The organism is Paenibacillus sp. Marseille-Q4541 (assembly GCF_018310695.1).
Taxonomy (GTDB): Bacteria; Bacillota; Bacilli; order Paenibacillales; family Paenibacillaceae; genus Paenibacillus.
Window position 1 is genome coordinate 1 of sequence record NZ_JAGXCY010000049.1, and the last position, 23,930, is coordinate 23,930.

The following is a 23,930-nucleotide window of genomic DNA, read 5'->3' on the forward strand; positions in this document are numbered from 1 at the left end:
GTTTTAAGGGTATAAAGAAGATGTTTCATAAAACCATTTATTGAGAAGCGAAGCAGAGGAGTGTGAAGAACGTTGCTCGTTGAAAGGAAGAGGAATCAACCACTTAATACACCACAAGTTGAAAATAATCTGAGAATTATCGCAATAATAACAGCAATTTGTTTATTTGGTGATGCAATGCTTTACGCAGTATTACCTGTGTATAGCAAGGATTTTGGACTAACTGCTTTATGGCAGGTAGGGGTTCTACTATCTATTAATCGTTTTATCCGCATTCCAATTCATCCGCTCATTGGCTGGTTCTATACCCGGTATTCCATTAAAAGTGGATTAATGATTGCAATTATACTCACAATAATTACTACTTTTTCCTACGGATACTTTCAAGGTTTTGCCTTTTTGCTCGTATTAAGATGTATTTGGGGCATTGCTTGGTCATTTATCCGACAAGCCGGTCAACTTTCGATCGTTGAAGCTGTTACCGTAAGCAGCCAGCCGGGTAAGCTTACTGGACTGTTTAATGGGCTCTCAGGCTGTGGGGCTGTGGTGGGTATGGTGTTTGGCTCTCTGTTGTCAGAAAATTTCGGGGTTTCATTTGTACTTATGGGATTTGGTATATTTGCTTTGATCTCCATCCCGTTATTGTTCTTTATTCGTAAGCCAGGCAGTAATGAAATGACAAAAAAAGAATTAACACAATTGGACCAGCGAGCAATGTTAAAAATAGATTCAAAACTCCTCATCATTCTTTTTGCTGGATTCAGTGTTTCCCTCCTATTTCAAGGTTATATGAAATCCACTTTAAGTTATTGGATTGAACTGCAGGACTTTTCAAAGATAGCTTTATTGAGCTCTATCGGAGCAGCTACGATTACCGGCATTCTGCTTGCATGTAAATGGTTTTCAGATCCGATCTTAGGTTATTGGGCAGGTAAGCTTAGCGATAAATCCAAATCAAGGACGGTTTGGTTAACCGTAAGTTTTATAGCCGGAGGAATAATGTTTGCCATTTTGGGCTTGAATGTCAATACATTAGCTTGGTTACTTACTTTGATCGCCTTACTTCTTATTTCTTCTATTGTGACAACCCTTACTGATGCAGACGCTGCTCAGTACGCTTCTACGTCCTCCAATCGGCATCATGTCGTATCTTTTTACTCCATGATTGTCGATGTGGGAGCAGCATTAGGCCCTTTTTTGGGATTCACCTTACTCTCCGTGTTCGGAGATACGATGATTAACACTGCGGCCGCTCTGCTTTTATGGTTGTGTAGTCTGTTTTTATTTTATAATCATCGGCGGAAACGCTTGTATCAAGTCTCATAATGATGTAGGAAAGGGAAGGGTACAAATGAAAATTTGGGATACGATTGTTATTGGCGGCGGCCAGGCAGGCTTAGCCTCGGGATATTATTTAAAGACGAGTGGACGTTCTTTTTTGATTTTAGAAGCTGGGGGGCAGGCTGCAGGATCTTGGCCTTATTATTATGACAGCCTTAAGTTATTTTCACCGGCTAAGTACTCATCATTACCGGGTCTTCCTTTGGCATCTCCGGGGGAGCGTTATCCACTTCGAGATGAAGTGATAGCGTATTTAAATGAATACGCGAGATTTTTTGAGTTGCCTCTGGTTTTTCATACCCGAGTCATAGAGGTGCTCCGGAATAATACAGGTGTTTTTGAAATTCATACTTCTTCAGGCAAAAGGTACTTATCCCGGACTCTTATCTGTGCTACCGGATCGTTTAACAAGCCCTATGTTCCTCAAATAACCGGAGAGCAAACTTACAAAAGGTCTATAACTCATTCTGCATTTTATAGATCCCCTGAAGCATACAAAGATCAAAGGGTAATTGTTGTGGGGAGAGGGAATTCAGCAGTACAAATTAGCATGGAATTAGCGGAAGTAGCACATGCTACACTCGCAGTAAGAGAACCTGTATCTCTGGTGCCGCAGCGTATTTTAGGTCGAGATATTCATGATTGGTTTAAATGGTTTGGTATCGATTCCGTTTGGCCCATCGGTAAAAAGTTAGCCCTTAATTCATCCGTAATGGATCTAGATCATTATCGACAGCGATTAAAGGAAGGAAAACCACAACAAAGACCGATGTTCAGTGCCTTTTATGAAGAAGGAGTGGTTTGGGAAAACGGTGAGAAAGAGAAGATAGATCAGGTCATATTTGCAACGGGTTATCGATCAAATTATGAATATTTAAAGAGGTTAGATGCTTTAAATGTGAATGAAGAACCGTTACAAAAGAAAGGGGTAAGTACTGCTGTAGAAGGACTTTATTATGTGGGAATACCTGGACAGCGGTCTTTTTCATCTGCTACACTTCGTGGTGTTGGACCCGATGCTCGATATGTAATCGATCAAGCCAAAAAAATTTTAAATTAGGATGGTTAGTTTAAAATCAGAAGTCTAAATTTGTTTTTAAGATTTTAACGCTCTGCCCCTTTAATATTGAATATTGACTTGGTGATCGGATATATACATGGATGATTCAAATCATATACTTGCAAAATGCAAATATATATAGTATAACTGAATCAAGAGGTGAGCTTAGATGGAAGAAAGTCCGAGAGAACTACTACAAGTAACTGCACGCCGATTCGGCCTTTTGAATAAGAATTGTTGTAGTGTAGGGACTAATGATATATCCATGATCCAAAGCCATATACTTTATGAAATTGATCGACAGCATGAGCCATCTATGCAGCAGATCGCGGATACGCTTGGCATGGATATAACCACATTTAGCCGTCAGGTACAAACATTGATTAAAAAGAACTTAGTTAAGAAAACAACACTTCCAGAGGATCGTAGAGTATATATTCTGCATCTGACGACTGAAGGAAAATTCGTGGCTACGACGATCGATGAGAATATGAACAGCTACTTAAATGAGGTTTTCTCTTTTATGAATGAATTTGAGCGAGAAACGGTTCTCCGATCCATTAAGTTGTTAAATGAAAGTATGCTTAAATCAGATAAATGCTGTACACCAATGGGGTGATCTTCAAGATCACCCTACGTAATCAACATATACTTGCAAAATGCAAATAAAAACATGAAGAGAGGTATGTTAAATGAAAGAAATCCAATTTACACAAGTTCAAAATAATTGTTGTGCTTCTGAAACCAACAAAGATGTCGTTAAAACGGGCGGTAACCCGTCATCCAATCTACCTGTAGCCATCATTGGTGCCGGACCAATCGGACTTGCCGCAGCAGCACACCTCATTGAAAGAGGAGAAAATATTATCATCTTTGAGTCTGGAGCTGAGGTGGGAAGTCATATTAAGGAATGGGGGCATGTACAAGTATTTTCCCCTTGGCAATACAACATCGATAAAGCAGCGGCTAGATTACTCGAGAAAGCGGGTTGGGAACGTCCAGATGATGATGTTTTACCAACTGGTAAAGAGCTTTTGGAGCAGTATCTTTACCCACTATCCCGTTTGCCTGAGATAGAATCCAACATAAAGCTGAATGCAAAAGTAACAGCAGTCAGCAGAAAAGATATGGACAAAATGAAGACCTTAGGGCGTGAAAGCCAGCCATTTATTGTTCTGGTGGAGGAAAACCAATTGACAACCCTGTATGAAGCAAAAGCAGTGGTTGATGCGACAGGCACTTGGGGGAAAGCGAATCCTGTCCATAGCAGTGGGATTTGGACGAAGGAAGAAGGAGATCTTAAAGAGCATATTTATTATGGCATCCCTGATATTAATAGCAGAGATGGTGAACGATTCAATGGTAAGAAAGTGGCGGTAATTGGAGGAGGGCATTCGGCAATTAACTCAATGCTGGAACTGTCTAAAGATCCAAATACAAAAATCTTTTGGATCATGCGAAAGAGTAAAGTAGGAAATGCGTATGGTGGGGAAGACAATGACCAACTGAAGGCTAGAGGAGCACTCGGAAGTCGAATTCATCGACTTGTAGATCAAGGTAGAATAAAGGTCTTTACACCATTCCATATTCATCAGTTGAAACAAGTGGATGGTAAAATCAACATTACCGGCACGAGTCTTGGTGAAGTAAAACAAGTTGAGGGCATAGATGAAATTGTTGTAAACACAGGAAGTCGTCCGGATTTCTCGTTCTTAGGCGAGCTGCGACTGAGTATCGATCAAAGTACGGAAAGTGTAGAGACTCTAGCTCCACTTATTGATCCTAATGTACACAGCTGTGGAACGGTTCGTCCACACGGGGAAAAAGAACTTCGGCATTTGGAAAAGAACTTCTATATTGTGGGCATGAAGAGCTACGGCCGAGCTCCAACCTTTCTTATGGCGACAGGCTATGAGCAGGTGAGATCCATTGCTGCATATCTGGCAGGGGATTACGAAGGAGCCGAAAAAGTGGAGTTGGAATTACCAGAGACGGGTGTATGCAGTATAAATAATGTATCCAATCAAGTTGAGGAGAGCTGCTGTTCTCCAACACCTGCTGCGAAAGTGTCTTCTTGTTGTAGCTAAGCTACAAATAAATAATTAAAAGGGCCCGCCGATGACGGGCCTTTTTAATCTCCACTAGATTAGATTTTCGGAAATGATTTTCTCTACTATGACTACATCGAGCCAATCATCCCCTAATTTCGCATGTTTTTCATATATCCCAACTTCTCTAAATCCACACCGTTCACATAGTTTACGGCTTCCTTGATTAAAGGTGAAGATACGAGAGAGCAGCTTCCAATAACCTGCATCCTTGCACACCTTAATAAGTTGATCAAGCAGCTTGTAGCCTAAATTTTGCTTTCTAAAGTCTTTATGTACATATACAGAAAATTCTCCAACCCCTTGATAACACTCCCTTGTCCGGTAACTGGACACAGAGGCCCAGCCAATAATCTGGTCATTCAATTCTGCAACTACAATGGGATACCGATCCCCTTGGGATCGTATCCACTGGGTTCGATCTTCTAACGTTTTAGGTATTGTATCAAAGGTTGCATTTCTCTCAACTACGATTGAGTAATTATAGATCTCCATAATACCTCGAGCATCACTTTCGATTGCAGGTCGAATACGTATCTCCATTTTGCTGCCTCCACTGTAGACTATTTTCTTTAATATAAAACAAAAGCTCATCAGTAATGTTTGATGAGCTTTTGAAGAGAGATTATTGATCTAGAATGCCGCTCCAGTCCTGTATGGCCGAACCCTCCAGGAATTTTTCAGAATCCATAGCAGCCATACAACCTGATCCTGCAGCGGTGATCGCTTGACGGTACTTAGAGTCCTGTACGTCTCCACAAGCAAAAACACCTGGGATATTGGTTTCTGTCGTTCCTGGATTTACAACAATGTATCCATGAGCGTCCGTATTGATTTGTCCACCTAGGAAAGAGGTATTGGGCGTGTGTCCAATAGCGACAAATAATCCGTCCGCCTCAATCACTTCTTCTTGTCCCGTTTCATTATTAAGGACTTTTAATCCTTGAATCCCCATTTCTTTGGGAAGTACTTCTACTGGTGTTCGATTTAAGGCAAACGTTATTTTCGGGTTTGATCTTGCCCGGTCTTGCATAATTTTAGAGGCCCTTAAATCATCCCGACGATGGACTAATACGACTTCAGAAGCAAATCGAGTTAAGAAGTTAGCTTCCTCCATAGCAGAGTCTCCACCGCCTACGACAATGATTTTCTTACCGCGGAAGAAGAATCCATCACATGTAGCACAGGTACTCACGCCACGCCCGACGTATTCTTGCTCATTAGGTATACCGAGATATCTAGCTGATGCTCCAGTGGAGATAATAACGGATTCTGCTTCGATCTCAGGCTGGCCATCAATTTTGAGTTTAAAAGGTCGTTGACTGAAGTCTACTTCGCTTACAAATCCGGATTTAAACTCAGCTCCAAAACGTTCGGCTTGTTTACGCATGTTATCCATTAATTCTGGACCCATGATCCCTTCAGGAAAACCCGGGAAGTTCTCAATTTCGGTCGTTGTGGTTAACTGTCCACCAGGCTGAAGTCCTTCAATAATGAGAGGGTTCAAATTAGCACGTGCAAGATAAATGGCTGCTGTGTATCCTGCAGGACCGGTACCAATAATAACTGATTTATACATAAGAATCCTCCTTGGCGTTACAAATTAGATTAGCATGTGGTTTGATCGGTTGTACGATTCGGTTTTGTAAATATACAGCACAATTCCGGAGACAGTACTTTATTGATTTCACTTTGATTTAGCCTGTAATAGCTCCAAGTACCTCTTGTTTCTTTGAGTATGAATCCGGCATCTAGAAGTATCTTAAGGTGATAGGAGAGCTTGGACTGAGGTATTTCCATCTTTTCTACAAGATCACAAACGCAAACTTCTTCATGCTGACAAAGTTTATTGATAATGAGAAGTCGCTTCTGATCCGCTAATGCTTTAAATTTGGCCTCATAACTGGCCAAGAATGTCGCGTCTATCGTCATGAGAATATTCTCCCTTATAATAATCAAATATTTTTGATTAATTAAATATTAACATAGAGTCAGTGTTGTATCAATACATCAAAATAATTTGATAAATAGATAGATGTTATGTATGATGAATACAACAGAAATAATCGAGAGTAAGAAAGGGGAGTAGGATCATGAGTGGAATTGTAACCACATCTGATTTATCTCTCGCTGCGGATCGTTTGAAGCTTCTAGGAGATAAGACAAGACTTACGATGATGTTGCTTTTACAAGAACGCGAATGGTGCGTATGCGAATTTGTGGATATCTTTGAAATGTCTCAGCCGGCGATAAGTCAGCATATCCGGAAGCTGAAATCCCTGGATCTTGTAAAAGAAACGAGAAGAAGTCAGTGGATTTACTATTCGTTGCATGTGGAGGACAAACCGTATATTCAGGCTGTTCTGCAAAATTTACCTCATGCTCAGCAAATTCTGACGGAGCTTAATAAACAGGGATTACAATCTTCTTGTATCGGAGGAAAATAAAAAAAGTGGGTTGTATATATAAGCATATGCTTATATAATGATCTCGGAATAGAGGAGGCGGTGTATGACAAATCCTAGAGCTTATATTCTGGCACGGTGAAATTCTTACAAATAAGGTCAAAGCATGCTGTGTATGTCTTGTTAAACCTTAGAAGATAGTCAAGTTGGAGGTTTTATAGTGGTGTCGACAATATTAGCTTGTATCATTTTTTTAGTTACACTAGTGCTCGTCATATGGCAACCAAAAAATTTAAACATTGGTTGGTCTGCATGTGGCGGTGCTGTCCTAGCTCTGTTAGTTGGAGTTGTCAGTTTTCAAGATGTTTGGGATGTTACCCAGATCGTATGGAATGCAACATTAGCGTTTGTGGCCATTATCTTAATTTCATTAATCTTGGATCGAATTGGATTCTTTGAATGGGCTGCGCTGCATATGGCTCGAGCAGCCAAAGGAAATGGGATTCGAATGTTTGTGTACATTAGTATACTCGGTGCAATCGTAGCGGCTTTCTTTGCAAATGACGGAGCCGCACTCATTCTGACACCGATTGTGCTTGCTATGGTACGAGCCCTGAATTTTGATGAGAAAAAAGTGTTTCCGTTTATCATTGCCAGTGGTTTTATTGCAGATACAACATCGCTTCCGCTGGTTGTAAGTAACCTGGTCAATATCGTGTCTGCCGATTTCTTTGGCATCAGCTTCAACGAGTATGCCAGTCGGATGATCATTCCAAATATTTTTGCTTTGGTGGCAAGTATTCTTGTTCTTTATATTTTCTTCAGAAGAAGTATTCCTAAGCGATTTGACGACTCCGATCTTAAAGCTCCAAGTGAAGCGATAAAGGACAGAGCCATGTTTCGGATATCTTGGTACGTACTCGCCATACTCGTTGTTGGTTACTTTGTAAGTGAGTTCGTGGGTATTCCAGTTTCTATCGTTGCTGGAATCATCGCTTTAGCCTTCTTAATGCTGGCAAGAAGAAGTCCTGCTGTACAAACGAAAGAAGTAGTTAAAGGAGCACCTTGGAATATCGTATTCTTTTCAATCGGGATGTACGTTGTTGTATATGGACTACGAAATGCAGGCATGACAGATCTCTTGGCTGATGCAATTGCATCTGTGGCAGAGCAGGGATTATTTGTAGCAACGATGGGAATGGGATTCATTGCAGCTATTCTTTCATCCATTATGAATAACATGCCGACAGTAATGATTAATGCGCTTGCTATTGATGCGACTCATGCTACAGGAGTCATAAAAGAAGCTTTGGTTTACGCAAACGTCATCGGATCTGATTTAGGACCTAAAATTACTCCAATCGGTTCATTAGCAACGCTTCTATGGCTGCATGTACTTTCAACGAAAGGCATCAAAATATCATGGGGAACCTACTTTAAGACAGGGATAATTATTACGATTCCAACCCTGTTTATTACACTCTTAGGTTTGTACCTATGGCTCCTCATTTTATAAAAAATATAGTTTGGACTTATTAAAGGAGAGATAACAATATGAGTGAAAAAACGATCTATTTCTTGTGTACTGGAAACTCTTGCCGCAGTCAAATGGCTGAAGGCTGGGCTAAAAAACACCTTGGGAACGAATGGAATGTGTATAGTGCAGGAATTGAAGCCCATGGATTAAATCCAAATGCGGTAAAAGCAATGAACGAAGTGGGAATTGATATTTCCAATCAAACATCCGATATGATCGACCCAACTATTCTGAATTCCGCTGATCTTGTCATCACTCTTTGCGGTGATGCAGCTGATAAATGTCCAATTACTCCACCAAATGTTCGCCGTGAACACTGGGGATTTGATGATCCAGCGAAAGCCCAAGGAACAGACGAAGAAAAATGGTCAGTATTCCAACGGGTACGTGATGAGATTGGACAGCGTATCGAAACGTTCGCGAAAACGGGCCAGTAAGCGTACAAAGTAAGCCGAGATTAAATTCTCGGCTTCTTTAGGGATAGAAGTTATCTTAGAGAATTTGGAGGAAACCAGCAATGAGTTATCATGAACTTATTAAAGATAAAGTCTATATAGGTGGTGCTGATGATATTGAACAGGCGGTAAAGGAGCAAGGGATAACGGATGTGTTTGACTTGCGGGACGGTTCAAGTGGCAACTTAGAGTTACGTGAGAGTACCACTCGTCACCATTTCCCTCGTTGAAGATCAAGATCATCAAGACGAATCGATTAAAAGGGCTATTCATGCTGTTAAGAAAGCAGTGGATGAAGGGAAGAAGGTATACTTTCACTGTTCAGGAGGGCGTAATCGTACAGGAACGGTTTCAACAGGACTTCTGCTTGAATTAGGACACGAGAAGGATGTAGATTCTGCTGAACTAACTGCAAAATCTAAGAGACCCGATATCAATATTAAGCCTGAAATGAGAGATGCACTTCGCCGATTATATAAAACAATGTAAATTTGCAGCCAAGCAGTTATTTTATTTATATAGACAAATAGCATGGAGCAGATTGCCAGTCGGCAACTGCTCCATTTTCATTAAGCTATTCCAGCTAATAGCTTGTCAATATTTAATTATTAATTGCGACTTCATGAGGTGGTATACTTTAAAAAGGGCATGATAAATAACCGTCCCCTTCGGCACAGGAATATATTTCATATCTTTGAATTTCATTCAACTTATTCTAGCCGAAATGCTTCTTTCGAAGTCAAGATAGCAAAAATCCAGTGGATGAGTTTGTTTACACAAGCAATTACCGCTACTTTGAAAAGCTTTCCTTCAGCACGCTTTTGTCGTAGTAAGTTCTTAATTTCTTGTTTCTATTACTACGAATACCACATTGCACAGCTTGATACAGGGCTGTACGAAGCCTTCTGGAGCCGTGTTTCGTGATTCTGTTTTGGGTTGCCACAAACTTACCTGAAGCAAATACACTGGGATCAACACCAGCAAAAGCCACCAGCTTCTTTGCGTGATCGAATCGATCGATTTCCCCAATCTCAGCCAAAATTGTTGCAGCAATTTTAGTACCGATACCAGGTATCGATTGGATTAAATCATATTCAGGTAACTCTTCAACCAGGATCTCTATCGATTTATCAAGGTCTGCTAGATGGTCCTGGTATTGAAGAAGCAATTTAATGAGCAGTTGCATGGAGATCAGATGACTTGGAAATGCCGTCTCCTTAAAGGGGTTTCGCTTAGCTGCAGCCATTAGAATTTGAGCACGTTCCAAACTCCATGAGGTGGATTTGCCTCGTGCGATCAGGTGGTGTATCTCTGTTGAAATTTCCTGCTCCGACATTTCCAGGATTTCTTTAGAGGTCGGGTGTAAAGCTAGGAATCGAAGAGAAACTTTCGAATAGAGGTCACCGAACACACCATGGTATTCAGGAAAAACCTGATCTAGAATAGCCTGGAACTGCAGCTTCACTTGAACATACATACCCGTTAAAGATTCATGCTGACGCGTGAGATAGCGTAAATTCATGAGATGCTGCCCCCGTTTTTTGATGGGTTCGAATTCTTCTTTATAGAACAGGGCCCCAAGTTGATAGGCATCAGCAGCATCCGTCTTGACGCGTCTCAAATTAGTCTTTTTAGCTTCATATGAGATTAACGGATTAATGACGATGTATAGATACTGGTGCTCATCCAGAAACTGAACAACAGGGCTATGATAATGACCTGTTGCCTCCATCACAATACAAGGGCTTATGCCTGCAACTGATTCTACCGCTCTAACATAATTAAGAAAAGCCGATAATCCCTCTAGATCATGATTAAATCTAAAGATCTTCCCATGAGCTTCTCCGCGGTCTAAAAAAGCTTGTGCATGGCTCTCTCCCTTGGACACATCCAAACCAATGACTGGATTCATGACATCACTCCCAAAGTATATTCACCGGTAACCCCTAACCTTCTTGTTTTCCACACTATCGCATGTGATACGGGATCAACGTCCCAACCAGCCTAACCATGGTTGAACAAGTAGGGGGGATGAACAGAATAGCTCTCGGGATCCAAGTCCCACGGGCAGATACGCTCGATCCCCGGCTACCGCTATCTTACGACCAAACAAAAAAGAGGTCGACCAGAAAGATCTGGTGACCTCATAATACGAACGGGCAGATTAGTTTAACAAAATTAAATTAAAAATAGTTTAAGTTTAAGTCAAACTTCCAACAGATAAGGCGGACTTGTTACCTAGGAGTATATATTTTTTTAATCCTTACATAAACCACAGTGAAAGATAAATAAAAAAACATCTTCTACTTCAAAGTAGAAGATGTTTAGAATCATTAACAAAGTGCTGTGAAGTAGCTTGTCCTTCCCTCTTTAATGAGAGTCATCAACCATCTTAGAAAAATTCTTATCACTAATTGTTCTTCTAGCTGTAACGTACCGTTCCTTGTAGTATGTTTCCGAAAGTTTACTTACTCTTACTCCTTTACTGCTCGAGGAATGAGCAAATTGTCCATCCCCTATGTAGATCCCTGCATGAGATATTCCTTTTCCACTCGTATTGAAGAAAACCAAATCTCCCGTTCTTAAGTTGCTTTTTGCTACCGCAGTACCTGTTTTGGCTTGAGCAGCCGAAGTTCTAGGAAGTTTTTGATTGAATTTATCAAATATGTACAATATGAAGCCGGAGCAATCAAAGCCACTTGCTACGGACGTTCCACCCCATTTATAAGGTGTTCCTACCACTTGGCTAACTTCTGATTGTAATTTTGATTGGTCATTAGCAAATGCACTTGTGGTTCCAGAAGAAATAATAATAACAGCCCCTAATAGAGACATAATAATTTTTTTCAAGTATAATATTCTCCCTTCGATGCCTACGGAGTTAGCTTAAGGGTTCGGTAGAAGGTTACCTATATATAACACTATTTTGAACAATTCACCCAGTGTGGTTCCCCCGTTTTTAATAGATTAAAATTCGGCAAAATAATTAAAATATTGTAACACTAATCACTGTAGTGTATAAATCGAGACTTGTCAATTATAACCTTTAAAATTTGTTGCTTCTTATGATTTGATAAGGATTTTTATCTAACATATCGAGATTTTAAATAAAAATTGACAGACTAAAAAAAGTTCATCAAATTTTGTGACATATAACCATAACAAATTTGTAATAGATATGTCTTTTTTAATAATCAGAAACTGTTTCAGCTGTAATCAAAAATAACCGCCCCAGTTACTGGGAGCGGTTATAAAAGTAGTTTTAATGTTATGCAGCCATGTTACGACATACATCTGCACATTTAAAACAAGCTTCCGCACATTTTTGACAATGGTCATGATTATGTTTTTTGCACTCATCACCACATGCTTGGCAAATCTCAGCACACAATGAGCAAATTTCTTTGATAAATGGTGAATTACTGCTCATTGCTGTTGCAGCAAAAGAGCAGATGTCAGCACAAAGCCGATCTAAACGGATACATTCTGCCATCATTTTAGTGTCTTCTTCTTTTAAACAAGCATCATAGCAGTGATTACAAGTCACCATACATCGTAAGCATTCCTCTATACATTGTTTATACTGTTCATGTGACATTTCCATTCTCCTTTCAGTGATTAATTCTTTACATACGTAATTACTATTTACAATTAGTCCTCGATACATACCAGATTCCTCAAGGCCTTGTATTTCAATAAACCAAAAATGTGCAGAATATATGGAGATAATGAGTCAAAATAAAAAAAATTCTCGATATCTTTTCAAAAGCTAAGATGATTAATGATCAGCTTGAAGCATAAAAATCACTTTGAAAAGCTATTTCTCTACCATAGCCGGAACTAAGAACTTTAAATAGATTAGTCGTGTTTATGCACAAAATATTCAAATTTCAGGCGTATAATAATATAAACCTCCTAATGGAGGAATAATGTTGGGTTATAAGGTGATCGTTGGTTACGAGGTCACAATAGTATTTCTGAGACACTCACTACTCCATATATCAGAGAATTATAAGTGTCATAGATTTAGACATAACTAACAGAACGGTGGTCACATATGAGAATGAATCGAATAGCTTTTAAATTAGGAATTATTATCGTATCTCTGCTGTTAACGGTTCTGCTTTCCTTGGGATTTGTCGTTGATAAAATCTTTTCGAATATGTATTATCAAAAATCAGAACAAGATGTGGCCGAAATGTCATCCCATTTTGTCGAAATGGTACATTCTAGTAAGAGCATACCTACGGATTTGATATCCACTATGGCAGAATTTTCGAAGGTGGAGATCTTTGTTTTAGATAGGCAAGGAGAATTATTAGGAAAATCAAGTAAGGCCTCTAATCATCATGTAAATTTCATTACCGCAACTGAAATCAATAGATTACTTAACGGAGAATCATTAATGATAAACTATAGTACTGAGAATGGAGAATCCTACCTAATCTCTGGTAAACCATTGTTGGATATTGGGGGTGGAGTTCTTGTGATTTCTTCACTTGATATCGTTAATTCCTCTATACTGGAGGTAAGACAGCTCTTATGTTTAACTGGATTGATCGGTTTTATCATAGCGGTGGGTGTTTCATTTTTTTTATCAAGAAAGATGTCTGGACCTTTGGTTCAGATGGAGAAAGCTACTAGAAAAATAGCTGCTGGTCATCTTGATAGTAGAGTAGAAGTGAGTACTAGGGATGAAATTGGTTCATTAGCAGCTGCAATAAATGATCTTGCAAAAGACTTGCAACGATATCAAGATACACGTACTGAGTTTTTTGCTAATATCTCACACGAACTTAAAACGCCAATTATGTACCTTGAAGGTTATGCAAACGTAATATCAAAGGGACTTTATGAGACTGAAGAAGATATGAAAAAATACTTAGACATCATATCACAGGAAGCTAAACGGCTTAATCGCTTGATTATTGATTTATTCGATTTATCCAAGATGGAAGAAGGTAAATTGACAATATATAAAGATGCGGTATGTATCAATAAAATTATAGAACAAGTTGTCAGTAAAGTGTCTATGAGAGCGGAGAACAAAGGGATAACAATTAAAAATCATATTGACCTAGCGTTGATAGTTAATGGTGATCCTGGTCGACTTGAACAAATCTTTTTGAACTTATTGGATAACTCCATTCGGTATACGAAGGAGGGCTCTATAGAAATATCAGCACAGCAAGTTAATAATACTATGGTATGTATTTCAGTTACAGATACGGGATCAGGGATTTCAAAAGAAGAACTCCCCTTCTTATTTGAAAGATTTTACCGGGTCGAGAAATCAAGGTCGAGAGAACATGGAGGAACCGGTCTAGGACTTGCCATAACGAAAATGTTGGTTGAGTTACACAATGGATCTATTCGTGTATCTAGTGAGGCAGGGAAAGGAACAAGATTTGAAGTGTATTTAGAAAAGGAATATTAGAGAAGAGCACTTTGCTAGTGCTCTTTTCTTAATTTTTGAGAAGCAAATTCTTATTTCAAAATAACTTTTTATGTATATTAAGTTCACCTTCCAGGAAATATTTAAAATGACTTTGGAATTTGTACGATTAAAATGTGTCGTCTGTAAGGTTTATATGTCTGACTGCTCCATATTTTCTGCAAATTTAGTGGTTATAGTGAGTGTAAATAAAGGAGGAATTAATTATGTTCAAAAACAAAAAATTGATGATCGGTATTATTACACTAATCACAGCGCTTATGCTTTCTGCGTGTGGTGGCGCTAATGATGAAAATCAAAATGAAAATGCGGACATGAATCAAGGTACAGAAGAAAATACAGGGATGGATCACTCTGAGATGAATCATTCGACTTCAGGAGAAGTACCAGAGAATCTAAAGGAAGCAGAGAATCCTAAGTATCCTGTCGGTACTAAAGCTATTATTAAAGAAGGGCATATGGAGGGAATGAAAGGCGCTGAAGCAACTATTGTTGGTGCTTATGATACTACAGCCTATGCGATTTCTTATACCCCGACTACAGGTGGAGAACCCGTAGAAAATCATAAATGGGTAATTCATGAAGAACTAGTTGATGCAGGTGAAGAACCATTAGCGCCTGGGGATGAAGTACAAACAGAAGCTTCTCATATGGAAGGTATGAAGGGGGCGACTGTTAAAATTGACTCTGCTGAAAGAACAACAGTGTATATGATTGATTTTACCCCTACTACAGGTGGCGAAGAAGTTAAGAATCATAAATGGGTAACAGAAAATGAGTTAGCACCAGCTGCTAAGTGATTTGTCTTAAAAAAGCAGAAGAGAGCATCGTACAAGCCTTCTTCTGCCTTTTATATTCTAAGATTGATTTTTATCACTTGTCCATTTATACCCTACCCCCCATACAGTGTGTAAATAATCATCAGCAGGAAAATCTACATCTCTAAGTTTTTTTCTTATATTTCGAACGTGAGAATCAATGGTACGATCATCAATAAAAACATCATATCCCCAAATCTTACTGATTAGATGTTCTCTTGAGAAAACTCTGTTTTGATTATTGAGGAAGAGATCGACCATATAGAACTCTTTGGGGGTTAATTCAATCTTTATATTCTTATAAAGGGCTTCAAACGAATCTTTTATTAAGGATAAGCCTTTAAAGGATAACTCATTTATTTCTTCTTCAGTCTTTCCCCTTCGAAGTACGGCTTCTATCCTTGCGACCAATTCAGTATCATCAAATGGCTTCATTACATAATCGTCAGCACCGATCTTTAAACCCTTTACAATATCAGATTTTTCACTGCGAGCGGTAAGCATAATGATTGGAATGTTCGAAGTTTTTCTGATTTTTTCGCATGCTTCCCAACCATTCATATCTGGCATCATTATATCTAATAAAATTATGTCTACTTGATTTGATTCCAAATAAATCAATGCATCTACAGCTGAGTTTACTTTGATACATTTATACCCTAGGGGGGTAAGATAAAGCGACAATAGATCAAGCATTCTCTGTTCATCGTCTATTATTAATACTGTAATCATAATTCTATTTACTCCTCGTGTTTTGTATTGAAATAGATGTTTAAATAACGAAGTATCTTTTATGTTATAGGATCTAATGATACAACTTCAAGCCTTAAAATCAACAGATACCTAGTTTTGGAAAATTTGAACTTTTTGTCTTGACATACCCCCTGGGGGTATAGTAAATTGAAACAGAAGTGATTTATGTAATATAGGGCCCATTCAACAAGGCCCTTTAAAAAGGGGTTTTATATACGGTGGGGGGGTATATAAACTCATTTAATTTTATCTATAGGGAAACACTACAAAAAATGATATTGAAGGGAGAATTTTAAATGAAAAATATGACTTTGCAAGTTGAGGGAATGAGCTGTCAGCATTGTGTGAACTCCATCGAAGGTGCACTGAAAAGTATAGGGGTATCTGGAAAGGTGGATTTGAACAGCAATACTGTGGAGATAACCTATAACGAAGATAATACAACATTAGATCAAATTAAAGAAACCATTGAAGAACAAGGATATGATGTTATGTGAATTTTAATGGACGGAGAGTGAGTACATTGGAAACAAGTTCAACTCCAATAAAACAAACAACTTTGCGGGTGAGCGGCATGACTTGTGCCGCCTGCGCAAATCGCATTGAAAAAGGATTGAGCAAACTTGATGGTGTGACTTCAGCAAACGTCAACTTTGCTTTGGAAAAAGCAAGTGTTAATTATGATCCTACTAAAATAAGTATTGAGAATTTTGAGCAAACCATCCGTAAGTTGGGTTACGAAACGGTAAGCGAAGTCGCTCAATTTCAGCTTGAGGGTATGACCTGTGCTGCCTGTGCCAACCGGATAGAGAAAGGTCTAGGAAAGTTGCCCGGCGTAACGAATGCAACCGTCAATTTTGCTTTAGAGTCGGCACGGGTTGAGTATTCTCCTGATGAAATATCAGTTTCTGATATGCAAAACAAAGTCAACCAGCTAGGCTACAAAGCCATCTTAATGAATGAAAACGAATCTGCTGAAGATCACCGGGAAAAAGAAACTAAGCGTCAGAAACAGCGGTTACTCATCTCAGCAATCCTATCATTGCCGTTGTTGTGGAGTATGGTTGCCCATTTCTCCTTCACATCCTGGATTTACATGCCGGAGATCTTTATGAATCCATGGTTTCAATTAATACTTGCAACACCAGTGCAATTTTATATAGGTTGGCATTTTTACGTTGGCGCCTATAAAGCTCTTCGTAACGGCAGTGCGAATATGGATGTACTAATCTCGCTAGGTACTTCTGCAGCTTATTTTTACAGTTTATATTTAACAATGGATTGGTACTTAAGCGGCAGCGATATGCATCATGGTCCTTCTTTGTATTTTGAGACAAGTGCGGTTCTCATTACATTGGTTGTCATGGGTAAATTGTTTGAAGCCCAAGCTAAAGGACGCACTTCAGAAGCTATTAAATCCTTGATGGGACTTCAGGCAAAGACAGCTCTAGTTATTCGTGATGGCCAGGAATTAACAATGCCAGTAGACGAGGTTTTGGTTGGTGATATCATCCTTGTACGTCCTGGAAACAAAGTGCCTGTAGATGGTGAAGTCATTGAAGGTGAATCTTCAATAGATGAATCCATGTTGACGGGAGAAAGCATACCTGTCGAAAAGAAACCCGGCGATGCGGTAATTGGAGCGACGATTAACAAAAAGGGTATGCTTCGGGTTCGAGCAACGAAAGTTGGCAAAGAAACTGCATTAGCTCAGATCGTGAAAGTCGTAGAGGAAGCTCAAGGTTCGAAAGCTCCTATTCAACGAATTGCCGACAAGATCTCGGGCATTTTCGTCCCAATCGTTGTTGGTATCGCAGTGTTGGCCTTCTTAATTTGGTACTTCTTTATAACTCCAAGTGATTTTGCCGGATCTTTAGAAAAGGCAATTGCGATTCTTGTTATTGCATGTCCTTGCGCACTTGGTCTTGCGACCCCGACATCCATTATGGCAGGATCCGGACGGGCAGCTGAATTCGGTATTCTATTCAAAGGTGGCGAACACCTAGAACAAACTCATAAAATTGACACCATCATTCTGGATAAAACGGGGACTGTCACTAAAGGGAAGCCAGAACTTACAGATGTAATAACAAATATAGATAAAGTGGAGTTTCTAAGACTTGTTGGTGCCGCTGAAAAAAATTCAGAGCACCCGCTTGCAGAAGCAATTGTTGCAGGTATTCAAGATCGAAATATTGAGATTCCAGCAACCGAAGCGTTTGAGGCTATTCCCGGTTTTGGCATCAAGGCTTCCGTAGAAGGAAAGAATGTCCTGATCGGAACACGTAGGCTGATGGATAAATACAGCGTGAGCGCGAAAGAAGCCTTTGAAAACATGGCGACCTTGGAGGAGTCTGGAAAAACTGCAATGCTAGTTGCAATTGATGGTCAGTATGCCGGAATGGTGGCAGTAGCGGATACTATCAAAGAGACATCAAAAGCTGCGGTTAGCCGATTGAAGGATATGGGAATTCAGGTCATTATGATCACTGGGGATAATGAACGAACTGCGAAAGCGATCGCCGCTGAAGTCGGCATCGACCATGTTCGTGCGGAAGTACTTCCAGAAGGTAAAGCAGAGGAAGTAAAAAAACTTCAAACAGAAGGTAAAAAGGTTGCTATGGTGGGGGATGGAATTAACGATGCTCCGGCACTCGCTACAGCTGATATCGGAATGGCAATCGGCACTGGCACAGATGTTGCTATGGAAGCTGCGGACGTTACGTTAATGCGAGGGGATCTATCTAGCATTCCGGACGCTATATATATGAGTCGTAAGACAATGAGCAACATCAAACAAAATCTTTTCTGGGCTCTTGGTTACAATACCCTTGGGATTCCGATCGCAGCTATCGGTTTGTTGGCGCCTTGGGTCGCGGGTGCAGCTATGGCACTGAGTTCAGTTTCCGTTGTTCTAAATGCTTTGCGATTACAACGTGTGAAACTCTAGCATTAATGATCTACATGGGGGATTAGTTATGGGAGAAAACATTAAAATTGCTGTCAATCCGCCAATACAAGTTGGCGGAAGCCTCTTCACTCCTGAGCAGTTAGTAAAGATCGGTACTTTGGCAGATAGTCAAACAAAATTAGAAATGACACCATTCAAGCAGCTTTACATGGAAGTACCGGTCAATCAGAGAGACAGAATTACAAAAGAGCTAAGGGAAGCTGGATTAGAAGTTTATCCGTCTGGATTTGTGGTGAAAAGTCTAATTGCTTGTAATTTTTGCAAAGGAGCAGAAGATGCCGGTTTAGATACAGCACTAAGGTTAAATGAAGCGATAGCTGGAATTGAAACACCAACACCAATAAAAATTGGTTATGCAGGTTGCGGACTCGGAACAAGTGAGCCATTGTTAAAAGATATTAGTGTAGTCAAGATGAAGAGTGCATTCGATATTTATGTCGGTGGTGAACCGAAGGGACTAAAAGCTTCCATTGCAACTAAGTTACTAACTGGACTAGTGGCAGAGCAGCTGGTTCCGGTTATTAAGGCCATTATTCATTATTACATTGCTAATGCCAAAGGAAAAGAAAAGTTCAGTAAGTTTGTCAATCGGGTCTCGCTTGATGAGCTAAAGCGTGTAGCTGGATAATCAACACAAAGAAGAAGGAGAGAGATGAGATGAGTAGAAATTCTGTTAAGATTTATACGATTCCAACTTGTAGTGATTGCAATTATGCTAAACGATTTTTCAATGAACATCAGGTATCCTTTACTGAATATAATTGCGAAGAGGATGCCACGTATGCAGAAGAGGTTCGGAAACTAACGGGGAAGCAGATAGTTCCAACTATAGTTATAGATGATAGAGTATTCGTGGGGTTTGCTGAGAATCTTACTGAAATAAGTGATCGGCTGCATAAGTAATTCCCTTCTAAATAGGAATTGTTTTAAATGGAATGAAAGCAGATCACAGTAAGGGGAAAATCCATACACCGTACACAGTGTCCTCTCTATCAACAGAATAAATTTAAATCATCATTAAAGAGCAGCAGGTCAGATCATCATGATATGCTGCTTTTCTTCTATTAAGCGCGTGCCCAGCCAAGCACGCATCTTCTAGCCGGTGAAAGTCCGGTCACGGGAGGGGCCAAGCCCCTGTGTAGCTAGGATACCTACGTATGATGAAAACTGTGCGTAGAAGCGTATCGACAAAAGTATCTGTCGGAGACAGAGCGAGCAACATACCAGGCCGTAACATCAAGTGAATCCTGCCGCGTCGTCAAAGAGGCCTCGCAAGAGGGACAAGGGGAAGCCGAACCCCGGCTAAACCGTAGCAAAGTGGTCTATAAGTCCAAAAGACGAAATGATCTACTTGCAGGAAGGGAGTCCGAGGGGCTCATAATACTGAGGAACTGCAGGACAACACAACCTGCAGGAGGGAAGGAGCCCTGCTTTGTGCATGTTTTTTTAGGAGGTACGAATTAGTGAATACCAAACGGCTAACGACACCAAAGGAAAACGTTCAACAACTCCAGAAGAAACTAGGTCATACGGCCAAGGAAAACAAAAGCGCAGATTCCACGCGTTGTACGACAAGGTCTATCGAATGGATGTATTAGAGGAAGCCTGGCGGAGAGTACGAGCTAACAAAGGATCGGCTGGCGTCGATGGAGAAACATTTTCGGATATTGAGGAAAAGGGAGAAGCGTTTTTCCTGTACGAATGCCAACGACACTTGAAGGAAAACAAATACCATCCACAGCCCGTCCGCCGGCACTACATTCCGAAGAAAGACGGGAAGCAAAGACCGCTGGGCATCCCAACCGTCCGAGACCGCGTCATCCAGATGGCAGCGAAACTGGTCATGGAACCGATCTTTGAAGCGGACTTTCAGGAATCCTCATTTGGGTTCCGTCCAAAACGAAGTGCGAAAGGGGCACTGGACCGAATCCGAAAAGCCTGCAACCGAAAAGGAAATTGGGTGGTCGACGTCGACATCCAAGGTTACTTCGACAACATCAACCAAGAGAAACTGATGAAACTGGTAGAGATGCGAATCAGCGACAGGCGCGTCCTGAAGCTGGTAAGGAAGTGGCTGAACGCGGGAGTGATGGAGGAAGGAAAGATCAGGCGATCCGATCTGGGTACACCACAAGGTGGTGTGATATCCCCCCTGCTAGCGAATATCTATTTGAATTATTTTGATATTCTGTGGGAACGACATGGCAGTGAAAATGGGGAACTTACGCGTTACGCGGATGACTTCGTTGTCGTATGCAAAACGAAGAAAGATGCAGATCGGGCGTATGCACTCATACGTGCGATTATGGAGCGTCTGGAACTGACCTTGCATCCGACGAAAACGCGGATCGTAGGATTATGGACAGGAGAAGAAGGGTTTGATTTTCTAGGCATGCATCATCGCAAGACGAAAGCTGAGACATCCTCCGGAAGAGTGTACTACACCACGCAGCAGTGGCTGTGCAGTAAAGCGGAGGAACGCATCCGGGAAGTGGTAAAAGAGCGCTTAGCTCCGTCCAGCCAAAGACACAAGTCACTCGCGGAGCACATAGGTTGGCTGAATCCGAAGATTCAGGGGTGGCGCAATTACTACCACACGTCCTACAGCCAACGAAAAATGGCGAAGTTAGATTGGTACATTGTGCTGCGTTTGGCAAAGTGGTATGCAAAGAAAAGACAACGTTCTCGGTGGCAAAGTGCAGTCCAAGAAGTGAGGAACATGGCGAGTCAATGTGGACTCAAAACGCTTTTGTAATCTGTATGCACATGAATGACGAACATCGGAAAGCCGTATGAGGGAAAACCTCACGTACGGTTTGATGAGGAGGGGCTGGTTTACCCAGCCCTTTACTCTAGTAACGGGCAGGTTAGTTTAATTAAACAAGGGCATAATATTCCCAAAAAAATATGGAGGGAATGTTTTTGTCTAGATGGATTATTTCATTGATTTTTATTTGTTGGATTTCTGTTGGAATCAACAATAACTTACTCATCGCATCAGCTAAACCTACGCTAACTTTTTCGGATTTTGAATTGTATAAGTTAAAAACTATTGCTGATTTCAAACTTTTTACACCGTCTTCCTCCGTTCAAAGCTATAAATTAGAAATTAAGGAACCATATCCGTTTGATCATAGTCGATCAGTCTCAAAAGTTAGACTTCATTTTTTTGATGAATCAGGAAAGACATATCTGTTTGGAATTGAAGAACATAAGGCAGTTGGATATAAAATGAACCGGGTTGTCACTAACATCGATCTTCGCAACCAATCAAGTACAACAAGAACTATAGTCGAGGAATTTAAGTTTAATGGACATGGAGAGAAAATTAACATGAATGGAATAGAAGGGCGATTTGAACAATGGGCTAACCATAAATCAGGAGGATACCTACGATGGATACAAGATGGTACTTTCATTGAAATCCAAAGCGGAGATTTAACTAAAGAGGAAATGATCTTGATAGCAATATCAATGAAATGATTCAGTGTTTAAGGTGACGGGTAAATTGAAGACCAAAAAAGCAATGGAGCAGTTGGCCGGTTGGCAGTTGCTCCTTTTTCGTTAAGCTAACGGGCAGGTAGTTTCAACGTAGATGCTGGCTAGTATATAATAAGTAAAACCGTTTTTGCCTGGAGGAAAACAATGAAAGAAAATAAAGAAAAGGTCTATTACGAACGAGGAACGGTGGAACTTCGAGAAAAAAGCATAAGAGCCCAAAAGCTTGTGAAGGCTTATAATGACTGCGATCCGGAAGATGAGCAAGAGAAAGAACGATTGATTAGAGAACTATTTGGCAGCGTATGTGAAGGTTTTAGTATCGATCATAATTTTCACTGTGATTTGGGTTATAACATTCATGTTGGCCGTTACTTCTATGCAGGGTACAATTGCACCATATTGGATATGGCAGAGGTTCGTATCGGTGATGATTGCATGATAGCACCTAATGTCGGCATTTACACGGCTGGTCATAATGTTAATCCAAAGGACCGAAATAAATCTGGTTACGGTATTCCTGTAACGATTGGAAATAATGTTTGGATTGGAGGGCACTGTGCAATTCTTCCAGGTGTTTCAATAGGTGATAATTCCATTGTGGCAGCTGGTTCAATTGTAACGAAAGATGTGCCAGCAAACACGATAGTCGCGGGTAATCCGGCCAAGGTGCTCAAGCACATTACAGAATGATAAAGGACTTTACAGATATTGATTAAGCTAACGGGAAACGTAAGTTTAAAACAGAATGGAGCAGTTGCCGGTTGGTAGCTGCTCCATTTTAATTCAAACTAACTTCGGGATTATGTAACAGAACTAAATAAACTCAAATATCATCTTATGTCTTCCTAAAGAATTTACGACAACCGATAAAATACTAGGGGTTTTAATAAGGAGATATTTTGATTGAAGACGAATTAAAGGAATATATTGAACTAAGCAAGCAGCTGATGCAACTAAAGCTGAAGAGCACTGATGAAAATGGGGTAATACTTGAGGAAAAGCTGACTAAAGGAGAACAACAGCAGTGGATGCAGCTCGCAAACCATTAGATATTCTCTATAGAGCTACAAAATAGTCCAACGTTTGACAAATTATATTCCATACTATGTATTTAATGACTGTGATAAGGGTATCATAATAATACACCATGAGAAATTACTGAATTAGATCGCCGCCTACAAAGAGGGCGGTGTTTTAAATTCGAGTGGTTTTAGTCGGAATTGAGGTGTGACAATGAAAGACCTTAATTATTTGTCTGATTTGGAAAATCGGTTTGCGTAAAACTTTAGGTTCAATTAGAGAAAAGAATGACCAAGAAAAAGAAGAATTGTTATTTGTTTCTTTCGAGAATAAATTTATCAAAAGGGTTAAGTGAAATTGACTATTGGAGAGAATTTACATATAATAGAAGAAACGCTATATGAAGAAGAGAGCCATCCGTATGGATGGCTCTTTCTTTTGTCCCAGACATATGATCAAAATACGAGTTTTGACTAAATGTATAATAAATAGTTTACGTAATATAT

At 40.0% G+C, this 23,930-nt stretch carries 24 protein-coding genes, 2 pseudogenes and 1 riboswitch; of the genes and pseudogenes, 19 read left to right on the forward strand and 7 right to left on the reverse strand.

What is annotated here, in order from left to right; all coding sequences use genetic code 11:
• Positions 1–72 precede the first annotated feature (72 nt).
• From KFT32_RS25200 to KFT32_RS25215, 4 genes are all read left to right on the forward strand, one after another.
• Positions 73–1,326: an MFS transporter gene (locus tag KFT32_RS25200; protein WP_205054973.1), complete on the forward strand. Its 1,254-nt coding sequence runs from the start codon at positions 73–75 to the stop codon at positions 1,324–1,326.
• Positions 1,327–1,351: 25 nt separating this feature from the next.
• On the forward strand, positions 1,352–2,401 hold the full coding sequence (locus tag KFT32_RS25205) for a flavin-containing monooxygenase (RefSeq protein ID WP_205054972.1): 1,050 nt from the start codon (positions 1,352–1,354) through the stop codon (positions 2,399–2,401).
• 169 nt (positions 2,402–2,570) lie between these two features.
• The gene (locus tag KFT32_RS25210) at positions 2,571–3,020 is read left to right on the forward strand and encodes a MarR family winged helix-turn-helix transcriptional regulator (protein ID WP_205054971.1); all 450 of its coding nucleotides are present in this window, start codon (positions 2,571–2,573) and stop codon (positions 3,018–3,020) included.
• 73 nt (positions 3,021–3,093) lie between these two features.
• Positions 3,094–4,488 carry an NAD(P)-binding domain-containing protein gene (locus tag KFT32_RS25215; protein ID WP_205054970.1) on the forward strand — a complete coding sequence of 465 codons (1,395 nt, stop codon included), beginning with the start codon at positions 3,094–3,096 and terminating at the stop codon, positions 4,486–4,488.
• Between the two features lie 54 nt (positions 4,489–4,542).
• Here KFT32_RS25215 and KFT32_RS25220 read toward each other — a convergent pair whose 3' ends face one another.
• The 3 genes from KFT32_RS25220 to KFT32_RS25230 form a co-directional block, all read right to left on the reverse strand.
• The gene (locus tag KFT32_RS25220) at positions 4,543–5,052 is read right to left on the reverse strand and encodes an arsinothricin resistance N-acetyltransferase ArsN1 family A (RefSeq protein WP_205054969.1); all 510 of its coding nucleotides are present in this window, start codon (positions 5,050–5,052) and stop codon (positions 4,543–4,545) included.
• 82 nt (positions 5,053–5,134) lie between these two features.
• On the reverse strand, positions 5,135–6,088 hold the full coding sequence (trxB, locus tag KFT32_RS25225) for a thioredoxin-disulfide reductase (protein ID WP_205054968.1): 954 nt from the start codon (positions 6,086–6,088) through the stop codon (positions 5,135–5,137).
• A gap of 29 nt (positions 6,089–6,117) precedes the next feature.
• Positions 6,118–6,441, reverse strand: a complete 324-nt coding sequence (locus tag KFT32_RS25230) for an ArsR/SmtB family transcription factor (RefSeq protein WP_205054967.1) — start codon at positions 6,439–6,441, stop codon at positions 6,118–6,120.
• Between the two features lie 161 nt (positions 6,442–6,602).
• Here KFT32_RS25230 and KFT32_RS25235 point away from each other — a divergent pair, with 161 nt between their 5' ends.
• The 4 genes and pseudogenes from KFT32_RS25235 (at position 6,603) to KFT32_RS25250 (ending at position 9,395) form a co-directional block, all read left to right on the forward strand.
• Positions 6,603–6,956, forward strand: a complete 354-nt coding sequence (locus KFT32_RS25235; protein ID WP_205054966.1) for an ArsR/SmtB family transcription factor — start codon at positions 6,603–6,605, stop codon at positions 6,954–6,956.
• A gap of 178 nt (positions 6,957–7,134) precedes the next feature.
• Positions 7,135–8,430, forward strand: a complete 1,296-nt coding sequence (locus KFT32_RS25240) for an arsenic transporter (protein WP_205054965.1) — start codon at positions 7,135–7,137, stop codon at positions 8,428–8,430.
• A gap of 38 nt (positions 8,431–8,468) precedes the next feature.
• Positions 8,469–8,888, forward strand: a complete 420-nt coding sequence (gene arsC / locus KFT32_RS25245; RefSeq protein WP_205054964.1) for an arsenate reductase (thioredoxin) — start codon at positions 8,469–8,471, stop codon at positions 8,886–8,888.
• An 80-nt stretch (positions 8,889–8,968) separates the two neighbouring features.
• Positions 8,969–9,395 (forward strand): annotated as a pseudogene (locus tag KFT32_RS25250) (protein-tyrosine phosphatase family protein).
• 221 nt (positions 9,396–9,616) lie between these two features.
• Here KFT32_RS25250 and KFT32_RS25255 read toward each other — a convergent pair.
• From KFT32_RS25255 to KFT32_RS25265, 3 genes and pseudogenes are all read right to left on the reverse strand, one after another.
• Positions 9,617–10,818 (reverse strand): annotated as a pseudogene (locus tag KFT32_RS25255) (IS110 family RNA-guided transposase).
• Positions 10,819–11,276: 458 nt separating this feature from the next.
• A complete protein-coding gene (locus tag KFT32_RS25260; RefSeq protein WP_205054962.1) occupies positions 11,277–11,756 on the reverse strand; it encodes a C40 family peptidase in 480 nt (159 codons plus the stop codon).
• A gap of 5 nt (positions 11,757–11,761) precedes the next feature.
• Positions 11,762–11,896, reverse strand: a riboswitch (cyclic di-AMP (ydaO/yuaA leader).
• Positions 11,897–12,174: 278 nt separating this feature from the next.
• Positions 12,175–12,504, reverse strand: a complete 330-nt coding sequence (locus KFT32_RS25265; protein WP_205054961.1) for a four-helix bundle copper-binding protein — start codon at positions 12,502–12,504, stop codon at positions 12,175–12,177.
• A 459-nt stretch (positions 12,505–12,963) separates the two neighbouring features.
• On the opposite strand from KFT32_RS25265, the gene KFT32_RS25270 reads away from it, so the two are divergent.
• Entirely contained in the window at positions 12,964–14,343 is a 1,380-nt protein-coding gene (locus tag KFT32_RS25270; protein ID WP_205054960.1) for a sensor histidine kinase, read from the forward strand.
• 224 nt (positions 14,344–14,567) lie between these two features.
• Positions 14,568–15,161 (forward strand): YdhK family protein, encoded by a 594-nt coding sequence (locus KFT32_RS25275; protein WP_205054959.1) that lies wholly within the window; start codon positions 14,568–14,570, stop codon positions 15,159–15,161.
• 57 nt (positions 15,162–15,218) lie between these two features.
• Here KFT32_RS25275 and KFT32_RS25280 read toward each other — a convergent pair whose 3' ends face one another.
• Positions 15,219–15,911 (reverse strand): response regulator transcription factor, encoded by a 693-nt coding sequence (locus KFT32_RS25280; protein ID WP_205054958.1) that lies wholly within the window; start codon positions 15,909–15,911, stop codon positions 15,219–15,221.
• A gap of 317 nt (positions 15,912–16,228) precedes the next feature.
• Here KFT32_RS25280 and KFT32_RS25285 point away from each other — a divergent pair, with 317 nt between their 5' ends.
• From KFT32_RS25285 to KFT32_RS25320, 9 genes are all read left to right on the forward strand, one after another.
• The gene (locus KFT32_RS25285; RefSeq protein WP_205054957.1) at positions 16,229–16,429 is read left to right on the forward strand and encodes a copper ion binding protein; all 201 of its coding nucleotides are present in this window, start codon (positions 16,229–16,231) and stop codon (positions 16,427–16,429) included.
• 26 nt (positions 16,430–16,455) lie between these two features.
• Entirely contained in the window at positions 16,456–18,882 is a 2,427-nt protein-coding gene (locus tag KFT32_RS25290) for a heavy metal translocating P-type ATPase (protein ID WP_211750140.1), read from the forward strand.
• 28 nt (positions 18,883–18,910) lie between these two features.
• Complete coding sequence (locus KFT32_RS25295) at positions 18,911–19,531, forward strand: NAD(P)/FAD-dependent oxidoreductase (protein ID WP_205054955.1); 621 nt, start codon at positions 18,911–18,913, stop codon at positions 19,529–19,531.
• 29 nt (positions 19,532–19,560) lie between these two features.
• Positions 19,561–19,806 carry a glutaredoxin family protein gene (locus KFT32_RS25300; protein WP_205054954.1) on the forward strand — a complete coding sequence of 82 codons (246 nt, stop codon included), beginning with the start codon at positions 19,561–19,563 and terminating at the stop codon, positions 19,804–19,806.
• Between the two features lie 560 nt (positions 19,807–20,366).
• Positions 20,367–20,501 (forward strand): hypothetical protein, encoded by a 135-nt coding sequence (locus KFT32_RS27520; protein WP_283246471.1) that lies wholly within the window; start codon positions 20,367–20,369, stop codon positions 20,499–20,501.
• Positions 20,489–21,658 carry a group II intron reverse transcriptase/maturase gene (gene ltrA, locus KFT32_RS25305; protein WP_249436135.1) on the forward strand — a complete coding sequence of 390 codons (1,170 nt, stop codon included), beginning with the start codon at positions 20,489–20,491 and terminating at the stop codon, positions 21,656–21,658. Before KFT32_RS27520 ends, ltrA begins: the two co-directional genes overlap by 13 nt.
• 167 nt (positions 21,659–21,825) lie before the next feature.
• Entirely contained in the window at positions 21,826–22,386 is a 561-nt protein-coding gene (locus KFT32_RS25310; protein ID WP_211750141.1) for a DUF4367 domain-containing protein, read from the forward strand.
• 162 nt (positions 22,387–22,548) lie between these two features.
• Positions 22,549–23,094 carry a sugar O-acetyltransferase gene (locus KFT32_RS25315; protein ID WP_205055064.1) on the forward strand — a complete coding sequence of 182 codons (546 nt, stop codon included), beginning with the start codon at positions 22,549–22,551 and terminating at the stop codon, positions 23,092–23,094.
• A 209-nt stretch (positions 23,095–23,303) separates the two neighbouring features.
• The gene (locus KFT32_RS25320) at positions 23,304–23,453 is read left to right on the forward strand and encodes a hypothetical protein (RefSeq protein WP_205055063.1); all 150 of its coding nucleotides are present in this window, start codon (positions 23,304–23,306) and stop codon (positions 23,451–23,453) included.
• Positions 23,454–23,930: the final 477 nt, after the last annotated feature.